Below are 20523 nucleotides of genomic sequence, written 5' to 3'. Positions count from 1 at the left end.
TACCACGGCGCGGGCCGGGCCGTTCACGCCTCTTGGGTCCCGGCGATGAGGTCCTTGATCCGCCCGGCGAGCGCCTCCATCACGAAGGGCTTGGTCAGCACCTGCATGCCGGGTTCGAGGTAGCCGTTGCCGAGCACGGCGTTCTCGGCGTAGCCGGTGATGAACAGCACCTTCAGGCCTGGGCGCACGACCCGGCCCGCATCGGCCATCTGGCGGCCGTTCATGCCGCCGGGCAGGCCGACATCCGTCACCAGGAGATCGAGCCGCACGTCGGATTCGAGCACCTTGAGACCGGCTGCCCCGTCCGCCGCCTCGATGGCGGTGTAGCCGAGATCCTCCAGCACCTCCGTCACGAGCATCCGCACCGTGGGCTCGTCGTCGACGATGAGCACGGTCTGGCCCTGCTCGGCCCGGGGGGCGTGCGCGAGGTCGGCCTCGCCGTCGCGGGCCTCCGCCTCCCCGTAGTGACGGGGCAGGTAGAGGCACACCGTTGTGCCCTGGCCGACCTCGGAATAGATCCGCACCTGCCCCCCCGACTGGCGGGCGAAGCCGTAGATCATCGACAGGCCGAGGCCCGTGCCCTCGCCCAAGGGCTTCGTCGTAAAGAACGGGTCGAAGGCCCGGGCGATCACCTCCGGCGTCATGCCAGTGCCGGTGTCGGTGACGCAGAGGGAGAGGAACTGCCCCGGCTCCAGGTCGCGCTCGCGGGCGGCGCGGACGTCGAGCCACTTGTTGGCGGTCTCGATGGTGATGCGGCCGCCCTCCGGCATGGCATCGCGGGCGTTGATGCACAGGTTCAGGAGGGCGTTCTCAAGCTGGTTCGGATCGACCAGGGCAGTCCAGAGCCCGGCTGCGCCGACCACCTCGATGGTCACCGCCGGCCCCACCGTGCGGCGCACCAGCTCCTCCATGCCGGCGATGAGGCCGTTCACGCTGGTGGGCCTGGGGGCGAGGGTCTGCCGGCGCGAGAAGGCGAGCAGGCGGTGCGTCAGGGCGGCGGCGCGCTTGGCCGCGCCCTGCGCCGCGTTGATGTAGCGATCGAGGTCGGTGACCCGACCCTGCGCCATCCGGGCCTGGAGCAGTTCGAGGCTGCCGGAGATTCCCGTGAGCAGGTTGTTGAAGTCATGGGCCAGCCCGCCGGTGAGCTGGCCCACCGCCTCCATCTTCTGCGCTTGGCGCAGGGCCTCTTCGGTCCGGCGCTGGTCGGTGATGTCGCGTCCGATGATGGTGAAGGTCTCGCCGTCGGGCGCCGCGGTCCACATCACCGTGCGCCGCTCGCCCGCCTTCGTGAAGACGCGGTCGACGAAGCCGGTCACGGTCTCGCCCCGCGCGAGACGGCGGACCACCTCCGCCGTCTCGGCATGGTCGGCCGGATCGATCAGCACCGCGAAGGGCCGGCCGAGCAGTTCGGCGTCGTCCCAGCCGAGGGTGCGGCCCCAGGCCGGATTGATGGTCTTGAGGTAGCCGTCGAGCCCGGCGGTCCCCATCAGGTCGGTGGTGGTCTCCCAGATGCGGTCGCGCTCGCGGGTGCGACGCTCGACCTGGCGCTCCAGGCTGGCGTTCAGGCGCGCCAGCTCGGCGCCGGCGGCCTTCTGGTCGTCGATGTCGGTATTGGTGCCGACCCAGCGCAGGATGGTGCCGTCGGCCGCCCGGATCGGCTCGGCCCGCACCAGGAACCAGCGATGGGCGCCGTCGTGGCGGCGGATGCGGAACTCGCCCGCGTAGGGCCGACCCTCTGCGAGGCAGGACTCCCAGGCTTCCACCGCCGCGCGGTCCGCGGCGTGGACGAGGGCGGCCCAGGCCGCGCCGCGGACGCCATCGAGGGCGGGGCCGCAATAGGCGGCGCAGGCGGCGTTGAACCAATCGAGGGCGCCGGTGGCGGAGGCCGCCCAGACATGGATCGGGACCGCCTGCGCGAAGGCGTGGAACTGCGCGTCGCTCGCCCGTCGCGCGGAGGTCGCGCGGCTGCGCTCGGTGGCCGCCCGCACGCGCTCGGCGACGTTGCGCATGAAGGCGAGCTCTTCGGGCGACCAGGACCGGGCGGTGGCGTGATTGAGATAGAGGAGCGCCACGAAGCCGCCGTGCTCGGTCAGCGGCATGTTGACGAAGGAATGCGCGCTGATCGCCTTCAGGGCCTCGGCACCGGCGGCGGTGCGCGGGTCCGCCTCGGCATCGCCGCAGATCACGGTCTCGCCGCGCTTCAGATCCTCGATGTAGGAGCCGTAATCGCGGAAGTGCAGGGTTCCGGCGAGGCTCCGGATGCCGGGGGCGTTCCAGTCGCGCTCGATCAGGATGGTCTCGGCCACCGGGTCGATGGTGCCGTAGCCGGCCCGGCTGACGCCGAGGGTGGTGCCGAGGATTTCCGCGGCCGCGTACGCGATGGCGGCGGTGTCGTCGAGGTCGCGCAGGCGGTCGCCGAGTTCGGCCACCGCGATCCGCCGGGCCTCGGCGGCGCGGCGCTCCTCGACGTCGATGGCGAGGACGAAGAATCCCTCCACCGCGCCGGCCTCGTTTCGGCGGGGGATGTACTGGATGGCGCAGGTCCGGAGCCGACCGCAGCTGTCCGGCAGGACGCCGTCCCGGGCGATGGTCTCGCCGGCCAGGGCCCGGTCCATGTCGGAGCGGCGCTGCGCGAAGATCTCGGGGCCGATCACCTCGCGGGCATGGCGGCCGACCAGGGTCTCGACGCCGCGCCCGAACCAGGTCTCGTAGTGGCGATTGTTGAACCGGTAGGTGTAGTCGCGGTCGAGATAGGCCACCAGCACCGGCAGGGCGTCGGTGATGAGGCGCAGCTCCGCCTCGCGCTGTCCCGCCGGCGTGCCGCGCAGGCGGGCGACCTCGGCCTCCAGCGCGGCGATGCGGCAGTGCAGGCTCTCGGTCCCGGACTCGCTCAAGCGGCGCTCAGCTCGGCATTCAGGAAGGCGCGGACCTCGGCGCCGTCGATGCCCGGCGCGATGAAGCTCTGGCCGATGCCCCGCGCCAGGATGAAGGTCAGCGCGCCGTCACGGACCTTCTTGTCCTGCGCCATCGCCGCCACGAGGGCGTCGGCGTCGCCGCAGCCGCCTGGCACCGCCTGGAGCCGGGTCGGCAGGCCGGCGAGCGCAAGGTGGTTGGCGACCCGGCCGGCATCCTGGCCGGGGCACAGGCCGAGGCGGGCGGAGAAGCGGAAGGCCAGAGCCAGCCCGATCGCCACCGCCTCGCCGTGGACGAGGCGGGCGGACTCGTAGCCGGTCAGGCGCTCCAGGGCGTGCGCGAAGGTGTGGCCAAGGTTGAGCAGGGCGCGCTCGCCGTCCTCGCGCTCGTCGCGCACCACCACCCCGGCCTTGGACCGGCAGCAGATCGCGACCGCCTCGTCGCGCTCAGGCCCGCCCGCGAAGATGCCGGCCCAGTGCGCCTCGCACCAGTCGAAGAAGGCGGCGTCGTTGATGAGGCCGTACTTGGCCACCTCGGCATAGCCCGCCCGCATCTCCCGCGCCGACAGGGTATCGAGGGTGGCGGTGTCGGCGAGCACCAGGCGGGGCTGGTGGAAGGCGCCGATGAGGTTCTTGCCGTGGGGCGAGTTGATCCCGGTCTTGCCGCCGACCGAGGAATCGACCTGGGCGAGGAGGCTGGTCGGCGCCTGCACGAAGCGTACGCCGCGGCGCAGGGTGGCGGCCGCAAAGCCCGCGAGGTCGCCCACGACGCCGCCGCCGAGGGCCACCACGAGGTCGTTGCGCTCGACCTTGTGGGCGAGGAGCCCGTCGCAGACGGCCGCGTAGGTGGCGTAGGATTTCGAGGCCTCGCCCGGGGCCACGGTGACGAGACCCGAGCGCAGGCCGGCCGCCGCGAGGCCGTCCTGCAGGCGCGCGCCGTAGAGGGCGGCCACGTTGGTGTCGGAGACGATCACCGCCGCCTTCGCCCCGAGGGCGGCCACGTGCCGGCCGGCCTCGTCGAGGAGGCCGCGCCCGATCAGGATGTCGTAGGCGCGCCCCTGGTCGAGGGGCACGGCCACGGTGAGGCGGTCGGTCACTGGGCTGCGATCCCGGTCTGCGAGGGGCGGTTCAGATAGGCGTCGAGGGCTTCCATGACGTCCTGCACGACCCGGTCGTGGGCGACGTCGCGGGAGATCACCTCCACGTCGGCGGTGGCGTAGACCGGATGGCGCTGGGCCATGAGCTGGCGCAGGGTCTCCTCCGGATCCTCGGTCTGGAGGAGCGGGCGCCCGCCGCGCTTGCGCACCCGGCGCATCAGCACGTCGAGCTCGGCCTTCAGCCAGATCGAAACGCCGCCCTCGGCGATGCGGGCGCGGGTGGTCTCGCGCATGAAGGCGCCGCCGCCGGTGGCGAGCACCAGGGGCCCTTCCCGCATCAGGCGCGCGATGACCCGCTCCTCGCCATCGCGAAAGCTCGGCTCGCCGTAGATCGCGAAGATATCCGGAATCGTGAGCTTGGCCGCCGTCTCGATCTCGTTGTCGGCATCCTTGAACATCAGGCCAAGGCGCGTGGCCAGGCGCCGGCCGACGGTGCTCTTGCCGGCCCCCATGAGACCGACGAGCACGATCGACCGGTGCCCGAGGGCCCGGCGGAGACGCAGTTCGATCGGCGCGCCGGCGGCGGCATCCGGCGGTTCACCCGGGGGCGGCACGCCGCCCTGAGGAGGGACTTCGGTCATCACGGACATCTACACATCGTTGGGCGGGTCTTAGCGCGTTTTCCGGTGGGGGCGAAGCACCCGGGACGGGGCGCGCACCGGAATGGCGCGCTGCCTGTGGCCGCGAAGTCATTGCCATCGGCGCCGGCCCGTGATGCAACCCCAAGCTTGTCGTCAGCCACATCCGGCTCCTGAAGCCATCTGGCCCCCGAGGCGCGCTCACGTCCCCAGCGCCGCACGATCGAGGTTCGTCCGAGTGCCGACCCTGTTCCGTTTCCTCGCCACCCTCGCCATCCTGGCCGGGCTCGCCTTCGCGGGGATGTTCGCGCTGGCGACCTTCGTGGTGCCGACGCCGCGCGAGATGAGCGTGACCATCCCCGCCGCGAAGCTCCAGCCGCCGAACCGGTGACGCGGGCACCGACCCTTCTTCCAAACCGGACGGCCGAGATCTCCGCGAACGAGATTCCTGCGGAGAAAACTCCGGTGGGCGAAATGTCCGCGGGCGACGCCCTGATCCGCGACTACCTCGACATGCTCGCCGCCGAGCGCGGCGCAGCCGCCAACACCCTGGCGGCCTATCGGCGCGATCTGGCCGACTACCTCGCCGCCCTGGCGCGGGATGGGCACGACCCCGTCGCGATGGAGGCGGCTCCCCTGCGCGCCTACCTCGCCGACCTCGAGACGCGGGGCCTCTCGGCGGCCTCGGCGGCGCGGCGTCTCTCCTGCATCCGGGGCTTCCACCGGTTCCTCTACGCGGAGGGCCTGGCCGAGGACGACCCCAGCGCCCCGATCGGCGGCCCGCGCCGGGTCCGGGCCCTGCCCAAGGTGCTCTCGGTGGCGGAGGTCGACGGGCTGCTCGCGGTCGCGCGCGCGCATGCGGCGGGCGACGCGCGGGGCATGCGCATGCTGTGCCTGATCGAGCTGCTCTACGCCACGGGCCTGCGCGTCTCGGAACTCATCGCCCTGCCCCGGGCGGCGGCCTCCACGAAGGAGCGCTACCTCGTGGTCAAGGGCAAGGGTGGGCGCGAACGGCTGGTGCCCCTGACGGAGATCGCCCGGAGCGCCATGCGCGACCACCTCGCCCATCTGCGCGCCGACGGCCCCTGGCTGTTTCCCGCCGATAGCGAGAGCGGGCACCTGACCCGGCAGGCCTTCGCCCGCGACCTGAAGACGGTGGCCGCCGCCGCCGGCCTCCGGGCCGACCGGGTCAGCCCACACGTGCTGCGCCACGCCTTCGCGAGCCACCTGCTGCAGAACGGCGCGGACCTGCGCATCGTCCAGGAACTCCTCGGCCATGCCGACATCTCGACGACGCAGATCTACACCCACGTCCTCGACGAGCGCCTGAAGAGCATGGTCCGTGACCTGCACCCCCTGATGGACGAGTGAGACCCGGCCGCGCCGGACGCCCAGGCACCGGCACCGAGAGGGCGTCTCAGCCCTCCGCCTCCTCGTGCAGGGTGTCCTCGATGTAGAGCTGCGCCAGCAGCACCTTGGCCACCGCCATCAGCGGCAGGGCCAGGGCGATGCCCCAGAGGCCGAAGATCACGCCGAGCACGAGCTGCCCGGCGAAGATCGTGGCCGGGGGGATGTCGAGGGCCTGCTTCTGGATGAACGGCGTCAGCCCGTAGCTCTCCAGGGTCTGCACCGCGAGGTAGACGCCGAGGGCTCCGAGAAGCGCCGTGGTGCCCGAGGCCAGGGAGGCCAGCAGGATCACGACGCCGGCGATCAGCGGGCCGATGGTCGGGATGAAGGCGAGCAGCCCGGCCTGGAGGCCGAGGATGAGGGCGCCGCCGATGCCCAGGAAGGCGAGGCCCGCCCAGGTGCAGACGAAGATCACCGCCATGGTGATGAGCTGGCCGAACAGCCAGTGGCGCAGGGTCTCGCCCATGCCGTCGAGGAGGGCGGTGGCGCGATCCCGGTGCGCCGGCGGCACGAAGCGCACGAGCCCGTCGCGATAGGCGCCCGGATCGGCCGCCACCGAGAGGCCGAGGAAGATGATGACGAGGGCGTTCCCCAGGGCGCTGAACAGGCCGATCACCACGGTGGCTGCTGGCCCGAGCACGCTGCCGGCATCCGACAGCAGCGAGCCGGGGCTCTTCATCGCCCCCGAGGCGAGGCCCGCGAGGCCGCCCGGCTTCTGGCCGGAGGATGCGGAATCGTCGTCGCGCCGAGGGCCAGAATCGTCCCCGCCGCCGGGTTTTCCATCCCCGCCGCCGGGTGCACCACCCGTGCTCTCGCCGCTCGCAGACTCGCCAGCCTTTTTCCCGCTCCCCTTGCCCGGGGCGATCTCAGGTATGTCGATGCCGTAATCCTTCAGCCGGTCACGCAGGGTGCCGGCCTGGGACGCCACGGTCTGCCCGAGATCCCGTCCCTGCTGCACGATCGTAGCGCCGCCGAAGGCGATGAGGGCGAGGGTCAGGCCGGCGAGCACGAGGCTGACGAGGCTGAGGCGCAGGCCCCGGCTTCCCGGCAGCACCTGGCCGAGGAGGCGCGTCAGACCGTCGAGGAAGACGCCGAGCAGGATCCCGGCGAAGACGAGGAGCAGCGTCGAGGCCGCCATCCAGGCGAGCGCCAGGACGGCCATGAAGGCCACGACGGCGATGCCGGAGACGGCGAGGGACCAGCTGCGCGGGCGCGGGCCGGCGGGCTCCTCGCGGAGGAAGGGAATGGCCATGAACGGTTTGGGCTCCTGGCATGCCGGGTCGGGCACGCGGATTTCGGACGGGTCTCCGGGCAGGCCCGGCCGCGCTGCGCCCGGCCCATCCTGCGGGAGGATGTCGCCAGCTCAGCTTGAGTTCCGCCGCCCGGTACCGCGACCGGCCGCGACGCAACCTTAGCGTGGGGCGGGGGCCGCCCGATCCCAGCGCGCGGCGGCGCGGTCGTCGGCCTCCGTCGCCTCGACCCAGCCGCCCGTGGTGCCGTCGGCGAGATGCTCGCGCTTCCAGAACGGGGCCCGCGTCTTGAGATAATCCATCAGGAAGCTCGCGGACTCGAAGGCCGCGATCCGGTGGCTGGACGCGGTGACCACGAGGACGATGCCCTCCCCCGGGGCCACGAGTCCGTGGCGATGGATCACGCACACGCCCTGGAGCGGCCAGCGCGCGCGGGCGGTCTCGACCACCCGGCCGATCTCCGCCTCGGCCATGCCGGGATAATGCTCGAGCTCCAGCCCCGTGAGGCGACCGCCCTCGTCGCGGCACAGGCCCGTGAAGGTGACGATGGCGCCGGCGCTGCCGCCGAGATCGCGGGTGAGCCGGGCGATCTCGGCGCTCGCGTCGAAGGGTGCGCTCTGGATGCTGACATCGGGCATGGGCTTTCCCCGGGCTGGTCTCGGAACGGCGGCGTGAGGGACTTGGGTGCGCCGCGTCCGGTCGGTACACCCTTGACGAGGCCCGGCGAACCTGCCCTCACGGGCACGGGCGCTCTATGCCCCCGAACGCCCGGCGACACCACCGGGATTGCGAAGGACATTTTCCGCCGTGACCCCAGAGCTGATCCTGCCCCATGACGGCGTCCTGCCGGTGTTCTCAGCCCGTCCGGTCTGGTGCGGCCGCGCGAGCACGGTGATCGGCGACGCCACCCTCGGCGCCCAGGCCTGGCTCGGCGACCACAGCGTGATCCGGGCCGACGGAGACCGGATCGTCATCGGCGAGCGCTTCTGGCTCGGCCACCGCTCCACCGTCCACATCGCCACCAACACCTATCCCACCCTGATCGGCGACCGGGTCACGGTGGGCCGCAACGCCGTGGTGCATGCCTGCACCGTCGGCTCCGACGTGGTGATCGAGGACGACGTGATCGTGCTCGACGGGGCAAGCGTGGAGAGCGGTGTACTGATCGAGGCGGGGGCCACCGTCTTCCCGCGGGCGCACCTCGCCGCCGGCTTCGCCTATACGGGCAGTCCCGCCAAGGCGGTGCGGGCGATCAGCCTGCCGGAGATCGCCGAGCAGGCGGAGCGTCTGCGCGAGGCCTCCGGCGACCTGCCGGCGGCACCGGCCGCCGACGAGCCGGAGCCGGATCCCAGCGTCTACGTCGCCCGCACCGCACGCCTGCGCGGCCGGATCGCCCTCGGGGCCGGCTCCACGGTGCTGTTCTCCTGCGACCTCCACGCCGAGGTCGGCCCCATCGTGGTCGGGGCCAACACCAACATCCAGGACAACACCGTCATCCGGACCCGCGGCGAGGGCGTCGTGCTCGGGCGCGACACCACGGTCGGGCACAATGTCCGCCTTTCCGACTGCCGCATCGGCGCGCGCAGCCTGATCGGCATCGGCTGCGTCGTCGCGCCCGGCACCGTGATCGCCGACGACGTGCTGCTGGCCGCCGGCGCCGCCACCGATCCGGGCCAGCTCCTGGAGGGCGGCCACCTCTGGGGCGGACGCCCAGCCCGCATCCTCGGCCCCCTCGATGCCGAGAAGCGCACCATGATGGCCCGGGTGGTCGAGGGCTACGTGGCCCACGGCGTGGCCTACCGGCAGGCGGAAGCGGCCCTCGTTTGAGACGGGTCTCCCTGCGGCGGACCGGAACGTCGTGGCGGGCGCCCGTTACGCCATCTTCCTAGAACCCGTGGCACCGGGAGGGAGCGGCGATTTCAGGGGACCTGTGCGGCGGGATACGCGAAAACACCGCCCCGTTCGGTTCGGGAACACCTGTCATCGAACGGACGTTGTCCGCCCCCGATGCTGTCTCGCAGAGAGTTTCCTATGAAAGCCGTCACCCTCGCCGTCATCGCGACCTTCGCCCTCGGGGGCGTCGCCCTCGCCGCCGGCAGCGGCCCGGGCTCGGCCAACAACGCGCCGGCCCAGGAGTTGGAGCAGAACGGCGCGCGGAACGCCTCCCAGTACGGCTCTCCCGCTGACACCGCGCCGACCCAGGACCGGAGCGCAACCACGGGCTCGACCGGCCGTCCGGGTCCAGGCATGACCGACGCTGCGCCCGGCGTCCCCACCAGCCGCTGAAAGTAGGAAAGGCCCGGATCGCTCCGGGCCCTTTCTCTATCCGTTCCCCCGCGTCGCCGTTCAGGCGGCGCGCACGGTGGCGAGGAAGCGCTGGACCTCGGCGCTGAGATGCTCGGACTGGCGCGAGAGCTCGGAGGCGGCGCCCAGCACCTGGCTCGCCGCCGCACCGGTCTCCTCGGCCGCCCCCGCCACCCCCGCGATGTTGGTCGTCACCGCCCCCGTGCCCATCGCCGCCTGGGCCACGTTGCGCACGATCTCCTGGGTCGCCGCCCCCTGCTCCTCCACCGCCGCCGAGATCGAGGTGGCCACGCCGCTGATCTCGCGGATGCGCGCCGCGATCCCGTCGATGGCCGCCACCGCCTGACCCGTCGAGCCCTGGATCTGGCTGATGTGTTCGCCGATCTCCTGCGTGGCCCGCGCCGTCTGGTTGGCCAGCTCCTTGACCTCCGCGGCCACCACCGCGAAGCCCCGCCCGGCTTCCCCGGCCCGGGCCGCCTCGATGGTGGCGTTCAGCGCCAGCAGGTTGGTCTGGCCGGCGATCGAGGTGATCATCGTCACCACGTCGCCGATGCGCGCCACGGCCGTGTTGAGGGTCTGCACGAAGCTGGCGGTCTGGGCGGCCTCGGCCACGGCCGTCTGGGCCATCGCGGCCGAGCTGCCGACCTGGCGGCCGATCTCCTGCACGGAGGAGCCGAGCTCCTCGGCCGCGGCCGCCACCGTGTTGACGTTGGCGGCGGCCTCGTCGGCGGCGGCGGCCACGCTGCTGGACTGATTGGCGGTCTGGGTGGCGGTGCCGGCCATGCTCTGGGCGGTGGCCTGCAGCTCGGTGGCCGAGCTCGTCACCATGCTGATGATGCCCCCCACCGCCCCCTCGAAGCTGTCGGCCATCGCCCGCATCGCCGCCTTGCGCTGCGCCTCCGCCCCCGCCCGCGCCAGCACCGTCTCCTCCTCCAGGCCCCGCATCCGGATCAGGCCGTCCTTGAAGACCTGAACGGCGTCCGCGATGGTGCCGATCTCGGTCCGGGCGCCCTGGTGCGGGATGGTCACGGAAAGGTCGCCGCCGGCGAGGGCCTGCATGGGCTGGACCACGGCGCCGATGCCGCGCGTGATCCCGCGGATGATCAGGAAGGCCGACAGCGCCGACAGGGCGAGTGCCAGGAGCATGGCGGTGAGACCCAGGGTCTGGGTCTGCTCGAAAATGGCCATGCTGCGGGCCTGGGCCTGCGCGGCGCCGTCATTGTTGAGGGTCGCGAGCTTTTCCAGGGTGTTCGACGCGGCGCGGCGGACCGGCAGGCCCTTGCTCTCGTAGAGTTCGAAGGCCTGGGCCTTCTGTCCGCTGCGCGAGAGATCCAGGATGGCTTGGCGGATCGGCAGGAAGGTCGCCGCATCGCGCAGATAGGTGTCGTAGAGGGCGCGCTCCTCGGGCGAGGCGATCATCGGCTCGTAGATCGCCCGGCGGTCGGCCAGATTCTTGTCGAAGCGCACGAGGTCCGCCTCGATCGAGGCCGTCAGCTTCGGATCCGTGGCCTGCGTATGCCGGAGCACGACGGCGCTGATGCGGGCCGTGACCGTGTCGATCTCGCCCAGGACTCGGATGCTCGGAAGCCAGTTCGTCTCAATCTCCACGCTCTGTGCGCGCATGCGCTGCGTGCCGAGGAGCCCCAGGAGGCCCAGGCCGACCACGAAAACGGTCAGAAGCGAGAAGGCCGCGATCAGGCGACTGCGAATGGACAGGTCTTTGACTGACACGACGAACCTCATCGGGCGCCGCCTGGACTGGATCAACACGCGCGGCGAGCAGCCACAACGCTCCGCAATGCTTAAGATCTTGCGTTCACGAAGGAACTATTCCGAACCACTGGTTGCACCAACTGAAAGCGACCAGACCTCTCGCTGATCTTAAAGTTCGTCGCAACGATGATTTCAGTCCAAGGTCCTGACCCTCGTACCGATCGAGATTCGAATACTGCCGCAGGGAGAAGGCTCGACCGGCGTCGCGGATTCCAAACTGGCACTTCCGGATCGGATGCGTCCGGACAGCCCCGACCCCGCCTCGATCTAATCCCTACAAATTGAATCGTTCGATTCACGAAGTCGTGAGCGACGGGGCCGATCATGACGTCATGGCCATCGATCCCTTCACACCGCGCAACTTGGCTTCGGTCGTCGCCCTCGGGGGTCTCGGCACGATGATGATCGCGCCGGAGCCGAGCTGGCACACCGCCGGCATCGGCCTCGCCTGCCTCGTGGCATTCGGTGGCCTGTCGCTCCTGCCTGCGCCGCGGTCCGACGCACACGACTCCGGTCCGACGACGGCCAAGCGCCGCCACGGCCGCCCGAGGACGGACGACGCGCGCGAGGTCCCGACCCGGGCAGAGCCGGACGATACGGCGCCGCAGCTCCCGGCGTCGCGCAGTCTCACCGATCCCCATCCTGCACTCTTCAAGGGAATGCGGACGCGCCGCAGTAGCGCCCCGTAGACTCCGCCGACCCGAGGGCGCTCAGGTACCCACGATCTCGGGCCGTCCCGGGTCCGGCCCTTCCAAGAAGCGTCGGACGAGCAGGCGCGCGAGGTCGCGGGGGGATTCCGGCGTCAGCACCGCGAGCTTGCGCGACGTCGAGAGCGAGGCGAGGCCGTGCAGGGCCGCCCAGAGCGCCGCCACCGCCTGCCGACGCTCGTCCGGGTTGGGGATCATGGGCGCCAGCACGTGGCCGACGAGGTCGGTCGTCTGGCCCAGGGCCTCGGCGTACCAGTCCGGGAAGGGGCTGTCGGGCGCGATCTGGTGCTCGAAGACGAGACTCCAGACCTGCGGATCGGCCGCGACGAAGCCCAGATAGGCATCGGCAAGCGCCAGGGCCCTGTCGTGCGGAGCGGCCTCCGGCCTCACCGCCGCCTCGAGGGCGGCGTGCAGGCGGGCCAGGGTACGGGCATTGACCCGCATCATCACCGCATCGAGATCGCCGACCGCATTGTAGATCGAATTCGGCGCATACCCGATGGTGCTGGCCAGTCGCCGCATGCCCAGGCCGCGCAGGCCCTCCCGCCGGACGAGGTTCTCGGCGGCCTTCGTGACCAGGGCGAGGAACTCGTCGCGGTTGTGCTCGCCGCGCGGGCCCGTGCCCCGTTTCTCCGCCCCTGCCATCCCGCCTCCTGGTCCGGTGATGCCCACGTCTCGCCCACGTCCCCGTGCGCGGTCGCACCGGCCGACCCGTCGGATTGCACGACGTGCAATCGCGCCATTGAACCCGATCTGCGGCAGCGATATGTTTTGAACGGTGTTCAAAGAGCGCGCGCTTCACCATTTGACGCTATCGCCGCGTGCGGGCAGTCATGCGTCGTCCGAGGAGCCTTCCATGTTTCGTACCTTGATGACGACCCGCCGCTTCGCACCCTTGTTCTGGTGCCAGTTCTTCTCGGCGTTCAACGACAACTTCCTCAAGAACGCTCTCGTGTTCCTGATCCTCTTCAAGGTAGCCGGTGCGGGCGGTGGCGGCTCGCCGATGCTGGTCACCCTGGCCGGCGCGGTCTTCATCGGCCCGTTCTTTATCCTGTCGGGCCTCGGCGGCCAGATGGCCGACCGCTACGACAAGGCGCTCATCGCCAAGCGGCTGAAATTCGCCGAGATCTTCGGTGCGGCGGCGGCGGCCCTCGGGTTCTGGCTGCATTCCGTCCCGGTGCTGTTCGTGGCCCTCGGCCTGTTCGGCACGATCGCGGCCCTGTTCGGACCGATCAAGTACGGCATCCTGCCCGACCACCTGCGCCGGGACGAGCTGACCGCGGGCAACGCGCTGGTCGAGGCCGCGACCTTCCTCGCCATCCTGCTCGGCACCATCGTGGCCGGCCTCGCCACGGCCATGGGCGGCGGCGCGCTGGCCTTCAGCACGATGATCATGGTGTTCGCCGTCCTGTGCTGGCTCTCGGCGCGGGCGATCCCGTCCACCGGCGAGGCCGCACCGACCCTGCGGGTCGACCCCAACGTCGCCCGCTCCACCGGTGCCCTCCTGCGCGATCTCTGGGGCGACACCCGGCTGTGGCGCGGGTCGCTCATCGTGAGCTGGTTCTGGCTCGTGGGCGCCGTGGTGCTGTCGCTGCTCCCCGTCCTGGTGCGCCAGAGCCTCAACGGCTCCGAGACCGTGGTGACGACCCTGCTCGCCGTCTTCTCCATCGGAATCGCGGTGGGCTCGGGGCTGGCCTCCTGGCTCGCCAGCGGCCGCATCGTGCTGCTCCCCACCCCCGTCGGCGCCCTGCTGATGGGCGCCTTCGGGCTCGATCTCGCCTGGACGGTGGCGCATCTTCCCCCCGTCTCGGGCGATCCCTCGGGGGCCTGGGACTTTCTCACCACGGGCACGGGCCTGCGCGTCACGATCGACCTGTTCGGCCTCGCGGTCGCGGGCGGCCTCTACATCGTGCCGTCCTTCGCGGCCGTGCAGGCCTGGACCGACAAGGACAAGCGCGCCCGCGTCATCGGCGCCGTCAACGTGCTCACCGCCGCCTTCATGGTGACGGGGGCGCTGGGCCTCGCCGCCCTGCAGGGGGCCGGCTGGTCGATGGCCGCGCTCCTGACCCTGCTCGGCGTGCTCAACCTGGTGGCGGGCGTGGTCATCCTGGCCGTCCTGCCGACGAGCCCGTTCCGCGACTTCCTCTCGATCCTGTTCCGGGCCTTCTACCGCCTGGAGGTGCGCGGCCTGGAGAATGTCGAGAAGGCCGGCCCGAACGCCATCATCGCCCTCAACCACGTCTCGTTCCTCGACGCGCCCCTCGCGCTCTCCCTCCTTGACCAGGAGCCGGTCTTCGCCGTGGACCACGGCATCGCGCAGCGCTGGTGGGTGAAGCCGTTCCTGGCGATGACGAAGGCGATGCCCCTGGACCCGACCCGGCCGCTGGCCACCCGCACGCTCATCAACGCGGTCAAGGGCGGCGAGACGCTGATCATCTTCCCCGAGGGGCGCCTCACGGTCACCGGCAGCCTGATGAAGGTCTATGACGGGGCCGGGCTCATCGCCGACAAGTCCGGGGCCATGGTCGTGCCGGTGAAGATCGACGGCCTGGAGAAGACCGTTTTCTCGCGCCTGTCCAAGAACCAGGTGAAGCGGCGCTGGTGGCCGAAGGTCACCGTCACGATCCTTTCGCCGGTCGCCCTTAGCGTGGACCCGGCTCTCAAGGGCAAGGCTCGCCGGCAGGCGGCGGGCGCCGCGCTTTACGGAATCATGTCCGACCTCGTCTTCCGGACCACCGAGATCGACCGCGGCCTGATGCAGGCCCTCGTGGAGGCAGGCGACCGCCACGGCTGGCGCCGCACGGCCGTCGAGGATCCCACCGGATCCTTAAGCTTCTCCCGGCTGGTGATGGGCGCCAACATCCTGGGACGGAAGCTGCAGGGGCTCGGCACCCCCGGCAAGCCCCTGGGCGTGATGTTGCCGAACGCCAACGGCGCGGCCGTGACCCTGTTCGCCCTGGCCTCCGCCGGGCGGGTCCCGGCCATGATCAACTTCTCGGCCGGCGCCGCCAACATCCTGTCGGCCTGCAAAACGGCCGAGGTCGACACCATCCTGACCTCCCGCGCCTTCATCGAGAAGGGCCGCCTCGGCGCCCTCGTGGAGGCGATCCGGGAGTCCGTCAGCCTCGTCTACCTCGAGGATGTCCGCGCCGGCATCACGACGGGCGACAAGCTGCGCGGCTTCCTGGCCAAGCGGGCGCCCCTGGTGCCCCGGCGGGGCGACGACCCGGCCGCGATCCTGTTCACCTCGGGCTCGGAAGGCGCGCCCAAGGGCGTGGTGCTCGCCAACCGCAACATGCTCGCCAACACCGCGCAGGTGGCCGCCCGGATCGATTTCGGGCCGAGCGACAAGGTGTTCAACGTGCTGCCGGTGTTCCACGCCTTCGGGCTGACGGCCGGCCTGGTGCTGCCCCTGGTCTCGGGCGTTCCGGTCTACCTCTATCCCTCGCCGCTGCACTACCGGATCGTGCCCGAACTCATCTACGGCTCGAACGCCACGGTCCTGTTCGGCACCGACACCTTCCTGGCGGGCTATGCCAAGACCGCCCATTCCTACGACCTGAGGTCGCTGCGCTACGTCGTGGCCGGGGCCGAGGCGGTGAAGGAAACCACCCGCAAGACCTGGGGGGAGAAGTTCGGCCTGCGCATCCTGGAAGGCTACGGCGTCACCGAATGCGGCCCGGTGGTCGCCCTCAACACGCCGATGTTCAACCGCTTCGGCACCGTGGGACGCCTCCTGCCCGGCCAGGACTGGCGGCTGGAGCCGGTGCCCGGTATCGCGGAGGGCGGACGCCTCGTCCTGCACGGTCCCAACATCATGCTGGGCTACCTGCGGCCCGAGCGCCCCGGCAGCATCGAGGCGCCTCCCGAGGGCTGGCACGACACCGGTGACATCGTCGCCATCGACGCGCAGGGCTTCGTCACCATCAAGGGCCGGGCCAAGCGCTTCGCCAAGATCGCCGGCGAGATGGTGTCGCTGGCCAGCGTCGAGGCCCTCGCGGCCGAGCTGTGGCCCGACGCCCCGAGCGCCGTCGCCGCGGTGCCGGATGCCCGCAAGGGCGAGCGGCTGGTGCTGTTCACCGAACGCAAGGACGCGACCCGGGCCGCCTACCAGAGCTTCGCCAAGGGCAAGGGCGTGGCGGAGATCGCGATTCCCGCGGAGGTCGTGGTGCTGGAGCGCGTGCCCATGCTCGGGACCGGCAAGGTCGATCAGGTCAGCGTGGTCAAGCTCGCCCGCGAGCGCGCGGCCGGCCAGGCGCCCGCCGCCGCCTGAAGGACCCGTCGGGGCCGAAAGCCCCGCGATGCCCCGAAACGACACCGTAGCGGCCCATCGCACGCACGGGTCCGAGCGCGGGATCGGCGGCCCGGATTCGACGCGATCCGGTCCGTCTCCGTGGGCCGGGCAGCGCCCCCTCACCCGGCAAACGGCCGCTCGGACGTCTGTTTGGGACGCCGAGACAACAGATATGGACTCACAGACCAAGCGACCGACTCAACCCGGCGGCGGGATCGCTTATGCTGTTGCAGATGCTGCAGGACCCGCTGGCCGGGTCCGTGCGGCGGGATGGGATCACGGGTGCGCGTGGCGCGCCGCGCTGGGTCCCGCGCAGATGGCAACAGGCGTGATGACCGCTGACATTCGCAAGCTCCGACCGCTCGGCGACGGGCCCGGCCCGACGAACGCGGCGGCAGGGACCGGCGCGGTCGCACACGTGGTCCGCCCTGCCCACGGCAACACCCAGGATTCCCGGAGGAGGCTCATCGTCGTGACGGAAAAGACCCATCCCGAAGCCTTCGGTCACGACGCTCCCACCGAAGCAAGCGATCTCGCGGATGGAACAGCGGACGCCGATATGACCACCCCGACGGCCGGGACCGGGGACACGACACCGACCATTCGCCGTCGCGGCCCCCTGGTGACCCGCTGGATCGGCTTCTCGGCCCAGCGCCGGCGGGCACGGGAGCGGTCGAGCCGGCTCCAGGACCGGCATCACGACGCCGGCGGCGCCCGCTCCAACTCCTGATCCGTCCGAGTCAGGTCTCCGGGGAAACCTGGGGTCCGATGCCGAGCGCCCGCAGCGCGTCGGCCAACGCGTCAGCCAAGCCGTCGACCTGCGCCGCCGCGTGGGCCGCCGAGAACGCCACACGCAACCGGGCGGTGCCGGCAGGCACCGTGGGCGGGCGGATCGCGACGACCAGATAGCCCCGGGCCTCCAGGGCGGCCGAGAGCGCGAGCGCCGCCTCCGCCGCGCCGACGAGGACGGGCACGATCGGGCTGGCGGCCGTGGGCAGGCCGAGCCGCGTCGTGAAACGGCGGGCCAGCGCCAGGGGCCGGGCGGCGCGCTCGGGCTCCGCCTCGACGATCTCCAGGGCGCGCAGGGCGGCGGCGGCCGAGGCTGGCGGAAGGCCCGTAGTGTAGACGAAGCTGCGAGCCCGGCTGGTCATCAGGTCGATGACCTCGCGCGAGGCGCAGAGATAGCCGCCGTACGAGCCCAGCGTCTTCGACAGGGTGCCCATCTCCAGGGGGGCACGGGCTCCGGCCTCCACCACGCCGAGGCCGTGCGCATCGTCCACCAGCGTCCAGGCATCGTGGGCGGCCGCAACCTCCAGGATGGCGTCGAGAGGCGCGCGGTCCCCGTCCATGCTGAAGACCCGCTCGGTCAGGATCAGCGCCCGCCCGTGCCGGGCCCGGCGAGCGGTCAGGATGTCCCGCAGGTGCCCGACATCGTTGTGGCGGAAGCGCAGCATCGTCGCGCCCGAGACCTGTGCCCCCGCGAACAGGCAGGAATGGCCGAGGGCGTCCACCAGGACGAGATCCCGGGCGCCGGCCAGGGCGGGCACGATGCCGAGATTGGCCATGTACCCGCTGCCGAAGACCAGGGCCGCGTCCTTGCCCTTGTGGGCGGCGAGCCGTGCCTCCAGGGCGGCGAGGACGGGATGATTGCCGGTGACGAGGCGGGAGGCGCCGGCCCCGGCGCCGTAGCGCGCCAGCGCCTCCTGCCCGGCGGCGATCACGCGGGGATCGTCGGAGAGCCCGAGATAATCGTTGCACGAGAACGAGATCAGCGTCCGGCCGTCCCGGTGCGCGATCGGGCCGGGGCCGCGCGCGGTATCGATGAGGCGGCGGCGCAGGGCGCGCGCATCGAGGTCGTCCAGGGCCTGCCGGGCGAACGCGTCGAGGCTGGACGGCGCGGAATCGGCGGTGTCGGGCAGGGGCGGCGCGAGGGACATGCCCCCCGCATGGGGGCGAGCGGGGGGGCCTTGTCAAGGCGAACGGAGTCCATCGCCACCACACCCAGGCATTCCTGAAGTCAAGACAAGGTGGGCCGCGCGGGCAGTTAACCGCTTCGCAATGCGAAGCTGCGTAGTTTCATCGCCAAGGGGCGCCCAAACCTTGGCGCTCCGGCCCATTCCCGGAGGGCCGTGCCCAGGCACGGGCCTTCCCCTGACGGAGCACACCGACCCATGGCCCTCGATCTCGGCATGCCGATCCTCGTCGTCGACGATTATCAGACGATGGTCCGTATCATCCGCAACCTCCTGAAGCAGCTCGGCTTCGAGGAGGTCGACGACGCCTCCGACGGGACCGCTGCCCTCGCCCGGCTCAAAAACCGCAAGTACGGCCTCGTGATCTCCGACTGGAACATGGAGCCGATGACGGGCTACGAGCTGCTGCGCCACGTCCGCGCCGACGAGGCCCTGCGCACCACCCCGTTCATCATGGTCACCGCCGAGTCGAAGACCGAGAACGTCATCGCGGCCAAGAAGGCCGGCGTGAACAACTACATCGTCAAGCCGTTCAACGCCGCCACCCTGAAGAGCAAGATCGAAGCCGTCTGCGGCGCCTGATCGATCCACAACGCAGCCCAGGAACACCGAATCGGGGAGCCGGGAGCCCATGGCACTCGCCAAGCAGGCGCGGAACGTGAATCCCGCGTCGGATAAGCCGTCCTTGATCCGTGAATTGGTCGAGATCGCGGACTACATCGCCCACCTGCGCAACGAGATCGCCGCGTTGCGGGCCAACGAGCTCACCCGGGACCGCCTGCCGATGGCGCACGAGGAGCTCGGCAGCGTGGTGGCCGCCACGGCGGGCGCCACGAACTCCATCATGAATACGGCCGAGGAAATCCTCGGCCTGCCGGACGACAAGAACTACCGCGCCACCGTCGAGGCGCGCATGAACGACATCTTCGAAGCCTGCACCTTCCAGGACATCACCGGGCAGCGCATCGCCAAGGTCGTGGAGGCCCTGCGCCAGCTCGAGAGCCGGCTCTCGCGCTTCGCCAGCGCCGTCAAGGCCAAGGACGAGGGCGGCATCGACCCGGAGGAGGTGGAGCGCCGGGTTCGCAAGGAACTCCTCATCCTCAACGGTCCCCAGCTCAACGGCCCGGCCGTCGCCCAGGACGAGATCGACGCCCTCTTCGCCTGATTACCAGACCAGGCGCTCAATCACCGCGTCGGGCCGGACCGCCTGACGGTCGAGCCAGTCCGCGATGTCCCCGAGCGTCGCCTGCGCCGCCGAGACGCCGAGTTCCTCGGCGTGGATGCCGCGTGCCACCAGCAGGCTGGGAATTCCGAACGCGCTCGCTCCGGCGATGTCGGTGCGCAGCGCGTCGCCGATGGCGAGCACCCGGGCCGGCTCCGGCGGCGCACGCTCGTCGAGGCCTCCCGCCAGGGCGAGCGCCGCCTCGTAGACGGGGCGATGGGGCTTGCCCGCATAGGTCACCGCGCCGCCGAGGGCCGCGTAGGCCTCCGCGATCAGCCCCGCGCAGGGAACGAGCTCGCCCCGGCGCTCGACCACGAGGTCGGGATTGGCACAGATCATCGGCACGTCCCGGGCCTTCATCGCCTCCAGCGTCCCGCGGTAATCCTCGGCGGTCTCGCGGGTATCGTCGAACAGGCCGGTGCAGACGACGCGCTCGGCCTGCGCCACGTCGACCAGGGTCACATCAAGTTCGTCGAAGATCGTGGCGTCGCGCTCCGGTCCGAGATGATACAGGCGCTCGCCCGGGTGGGCGGCGACGAGGCTGCGCGTCAGGTCGCCCGAGGTCAGGATGGCGTCGTAGGCACTCCGGGGCACGCCGAATCCGTCGAGGATCGCCTGCACGCCGGCCCAGGGACGCGGCGCGTTCGAGACCAGGATCACCCGGCGGGGCCGCTCGGCCTCCGGCAGGGCGCGAAATCGCGTGAGGGCGTCGCCGGCCCCCGGATGCGCGTTGGTGCCGTCGTGCAGCACGCCCCAGACGTCGCACAGGATGAGATCGTAGCCCGTGGCGATCGTCGCGAAGCCGTCCAGGGTCGGGACCGGCTGGCTCGTGCCGGGACGTGCGGGCGTATCGGGCATGCGGCGGGCCTCAAGCTGACGGGCGGGCGTTTCGGGGAGCGCCGCCCGGTTAGGCGGGACCTCCGGGAAAAGCAACGCCGCGCGGCCG

18 protein-coding genes are annotated in these 20523 nt (G+C 71.3%); 9 read left to right on the top strand and 9 right to left on the bottom strand.

Translation table 11 applies throughout. From position 1 onward, the window contains the following. Window positions 1–23: 23 nt before the first annotated feature. From AC1MGR_RS02250 to AC1MGR_RS02240, 3 genes are read right to left on the bottom strand one after another with little or no spacing between them, the layout of a single operon-like run. Window positions 24–2894 carry a PAS domain S-box protein gene (locus AC1MGR_RS02250; RefSeq protein WP_480233512.1) on the bottom strand — a complete coding sequence of 957 codons (2871 nt, stop codon included), beginning with the start codon at window positions 2892–2894 and terminating at the stop codon, window positions 24–26. Continuing rightward, window positions 2891–4009, bottom strand: coding sequence for a 3-dehydroquinate synthase (aroB, locus tag AC1MGR_RS02245; RefSeq protein ID WP_108037078.1), 1119 nt, complete (start codon window positions 4007–4009; stop codon window positions 2891–2893). Before aroB ends, AC1MGR_RS02250 begins: the two co-directional genes overlap by 4 nt. Beyond that, window positions 4006–4650: a shikimate kinase gene (locus AC1MGR_RS02240; protein ID WP_108037154.1), complete on the bottom strand. Its 645-nt coding sequence runs from the start codon at window positions 4648–4650 to the stop codon at window positions 4006–4008. The genes aroB and AC1MGR_RS02240 overlap by 4 nt, the downstream gene beginning before the upstream one ends. A 235-nt stretch (window positions 4651–4885) precedes the next feature. Here AC1MGR_RS02240 and AC1MGR_RS02235 point away from each other — a divergent pair, with 235 nt between their 5' ends. Together AC1MGR_RS02235 and AC1MGR_RS02230 are read left to right on the top strand one after the other, a co-directional pair. Then, window positions 4886–5038 carry a histidine kinase gene (locus AC1MGR_RS02235; RefSeq protein ID WP_108037080.1) on the top strand — a complete coding sequence of 51 codons (153 nt, stop codon included), beginning with the start codon at window positions 4886–4888 and terminating at the stop codon, window positions 5036–5038. A gap of 83 nt (window positions 5039–5121) precedes the next feature. Beyond that, the gene (locus AC1MGR_RS02230; RefSeq protein WP_108037082.1) at window positions 5122–6018 is read left to right on the top strand and encodes a site-specific tyrosine recombinase XerD; all 897 of its coding nucleotides are present in this window, start codon (window positions 5122–5124) and stop codon (window positions 6016–6018) included. A gap of 46 nt (window positions 6019–6064) precedes the next feature. Here AC1MGR_RS02230 and AC1MGR_RS02225 read toward each other — a convergent pair whose 3' ends face one another. Then, window positions 6065–7306, bottom strand: a complete 1242-nt coding sequence (locus tag AC1MGR_RS02225) for an AI-2E family transporter (RefSeq protein WP_108037085.1) — start codon at window positions 7304–7306, stop codon at window positions 6065–6067. Window positions 7307–7465: 159 nt separating this feature from the next. Continuing rightward, window positions 7466–7942, bottom strand: a complete 477-nt coding sequence (locus AC1MGR_RS02220) for a molybdenum cofactor biosynthesis protein MoaE (RefSeq protein WP_480233511.1) — start codon at window positions 7940–7942, stop codon at window positions 7466–7468. Between the two features lie 169 nt (window positions 7943–8111). Between AC1MGR_RS02220 and AC1MGR_RS02215 the strand changes: the two genes are divergently transcribed. Continuing rightward, entirely contained in the window at window positions 8112–9131 is a 1020-nt protein-coding gene (locus tag AC1MGR_RS02215) for a gamma carbonic anhydrase family protein (RefSeq protein WP_480233510.1), read from the top strand. Between the two features lie 204 nt (window positions 9132–9335). After that, window positions 9336–9590, top strand: a complete 255-nt coding sequence (locus AC1MGR_RS02210; RefSeq protein ID WP_108037091.1) for a hypothetical protein — start codon at window positions 9336–9338, stop codon at window positions 9588–9590. Between the two features lie 60 nt (window positions 9591–9650). Here the strand turns inward: AC1MGR_RS02210 and AC1MGR_RS02205 are convergent, their stop codons facing one another. Continuing rightward, window positions 9651–11351 carry a methyl-accepting chemotaxis protein gene (locus AC1MGR_RS02205; RefSeq protein WP_480233509.1) on the bottom strand — a complete coding sequence of 567 codons (1701 nt, stop codon included), beginning with the start codon at window positions 11349–11351 and terminating at the stop codon, window positions 9651–9653. A gap of 362 nt (window positions 11352–11713) precedes the next feature. Here AC1MGR_RS02205 and AC1MGR_RS02200 point away from each other — a divergent pair, with 362 nt between their 5' ends. Continuing rightward, entirely contained in the window at window positions 11714–12070 is a 357-nt protein-coding gene (locus AC1MGR_RS02200) for a hypothetical protein (RefSeq protein WP_480233508.1), read from the top strand. A 21-nt stretch (window positions 12071–12091) separates the two neighbouring features. Here the strand turns inward: AC1MGR_RS02200 and AC1MGR_RS02195 are convergent, their stop codons facing one another. Next, window positions 12092–12733, bottom strand: coding sequence for a TetR/AcrR family transcriptional regulator (locus AC1MGR_RS02195; RefSeq protein WP_480233507.1), 642 nt, complete (start codon window positions 12731–12733; stop codon window positions 12092–12094). Between the two features lie 211 nt (window positions 12734–12944). Between AC1MGR_RS02195 and AC1MGR_RS02190 the strand changes: the two genes are divergently transcribed. Then, entirely contained in the window at window positions 12945–16361 is a 3417-nt protein-coding gene (locus AC1MGR_RS02190) for an acyl-[ACP]--phospholipid O-acyltransferase (RefSeq protein WP_480233506.1), read from the top strand. A 580-nt stretch (window positions 16362–16941) separates the two neighbouring features. Continuing rightward, window positions 16942–17112: a hypothetical protein gene (locus tag AC1MGR_RS02185; RefSeq protein WP_480233505.1), complete on the top strand. Its 171-nt coding sequence runs from the start codon at window positions 16942–16944 to the stop codon at window positions 17110–17112. A 10-nt stretch (window positions 17113–17122) separates the two neighbouring features. On the opposite strand, the gene AC1MGR_RS02180 is transcribed toward AC1MGR_RS02185, so the two are convergent. Then, window positions 17123–18319: an aminotransferase class I/II-fold pyridoxal phosphate-dependent enzyme gene (locus tag AC1MGR_RS02180; protein ID WP_480233504.1), complete on the bottom strand. Its 1197-nt coding sequence runs from the start codon at window positions 18317–18319 to the stop codon at window positions 17123–17125. A gap of 234 nt (window positions 18320–18553) precedes the next feature. Between AC1MGR_RS02180 and AC1MGR_RS02175 the strand changes: the two genes are divergently transcribed. Next, on the top strand, window positions 18554–18937 hold the full coding sequence (locus AC1MGR_RS02175) for a response regulator (protein ID WP_018046001.1): 384 nt from the start codon (window positions 18554–18556) through the stop codon (window positions 18935–18937). A 49-nt stretch (window positions 18938–18986) separates the two neighbouring features. Next, window positions 18987–19520 (top strand): protein phosphatase CheZ, encoded by a 534-nt coding sequence (locus tag AC1MGR_RS02170; RefSeq protein ID WP_108035941.1) that lies wholly within the window; start codon window positions 18987–18989, stop codon window positions 19518–19520. On the opposite strand, the gene AC1MGR_RS02165 is transcribed toward AC1MGR_RS02170, so the two are convergent. Beyond that, on the bottom strand, window positions 19521–20435 hold the full coding sequence (locus tag AC1MGR_RS02165) for a TIGR01459 family HAD-type hydrolase (RefSeq protein ID WP_480233503.1): 915 nt from the start codon (window positions 20433–20435) through the stop codon (window positions 19521–19523). Between the last annotated feature and the right edge of the window lie 88 nt (window positions 20436–20523).

The sequence above is a fragment of the Methylobacterium sp. BI1 genome, from assembly GCF_056680125.1.
The sequence above is the reverse complement of the archived record's forward strand: the minus strand, read 5'-3'. Positions and strand labels throughout refer to the sequence as shown.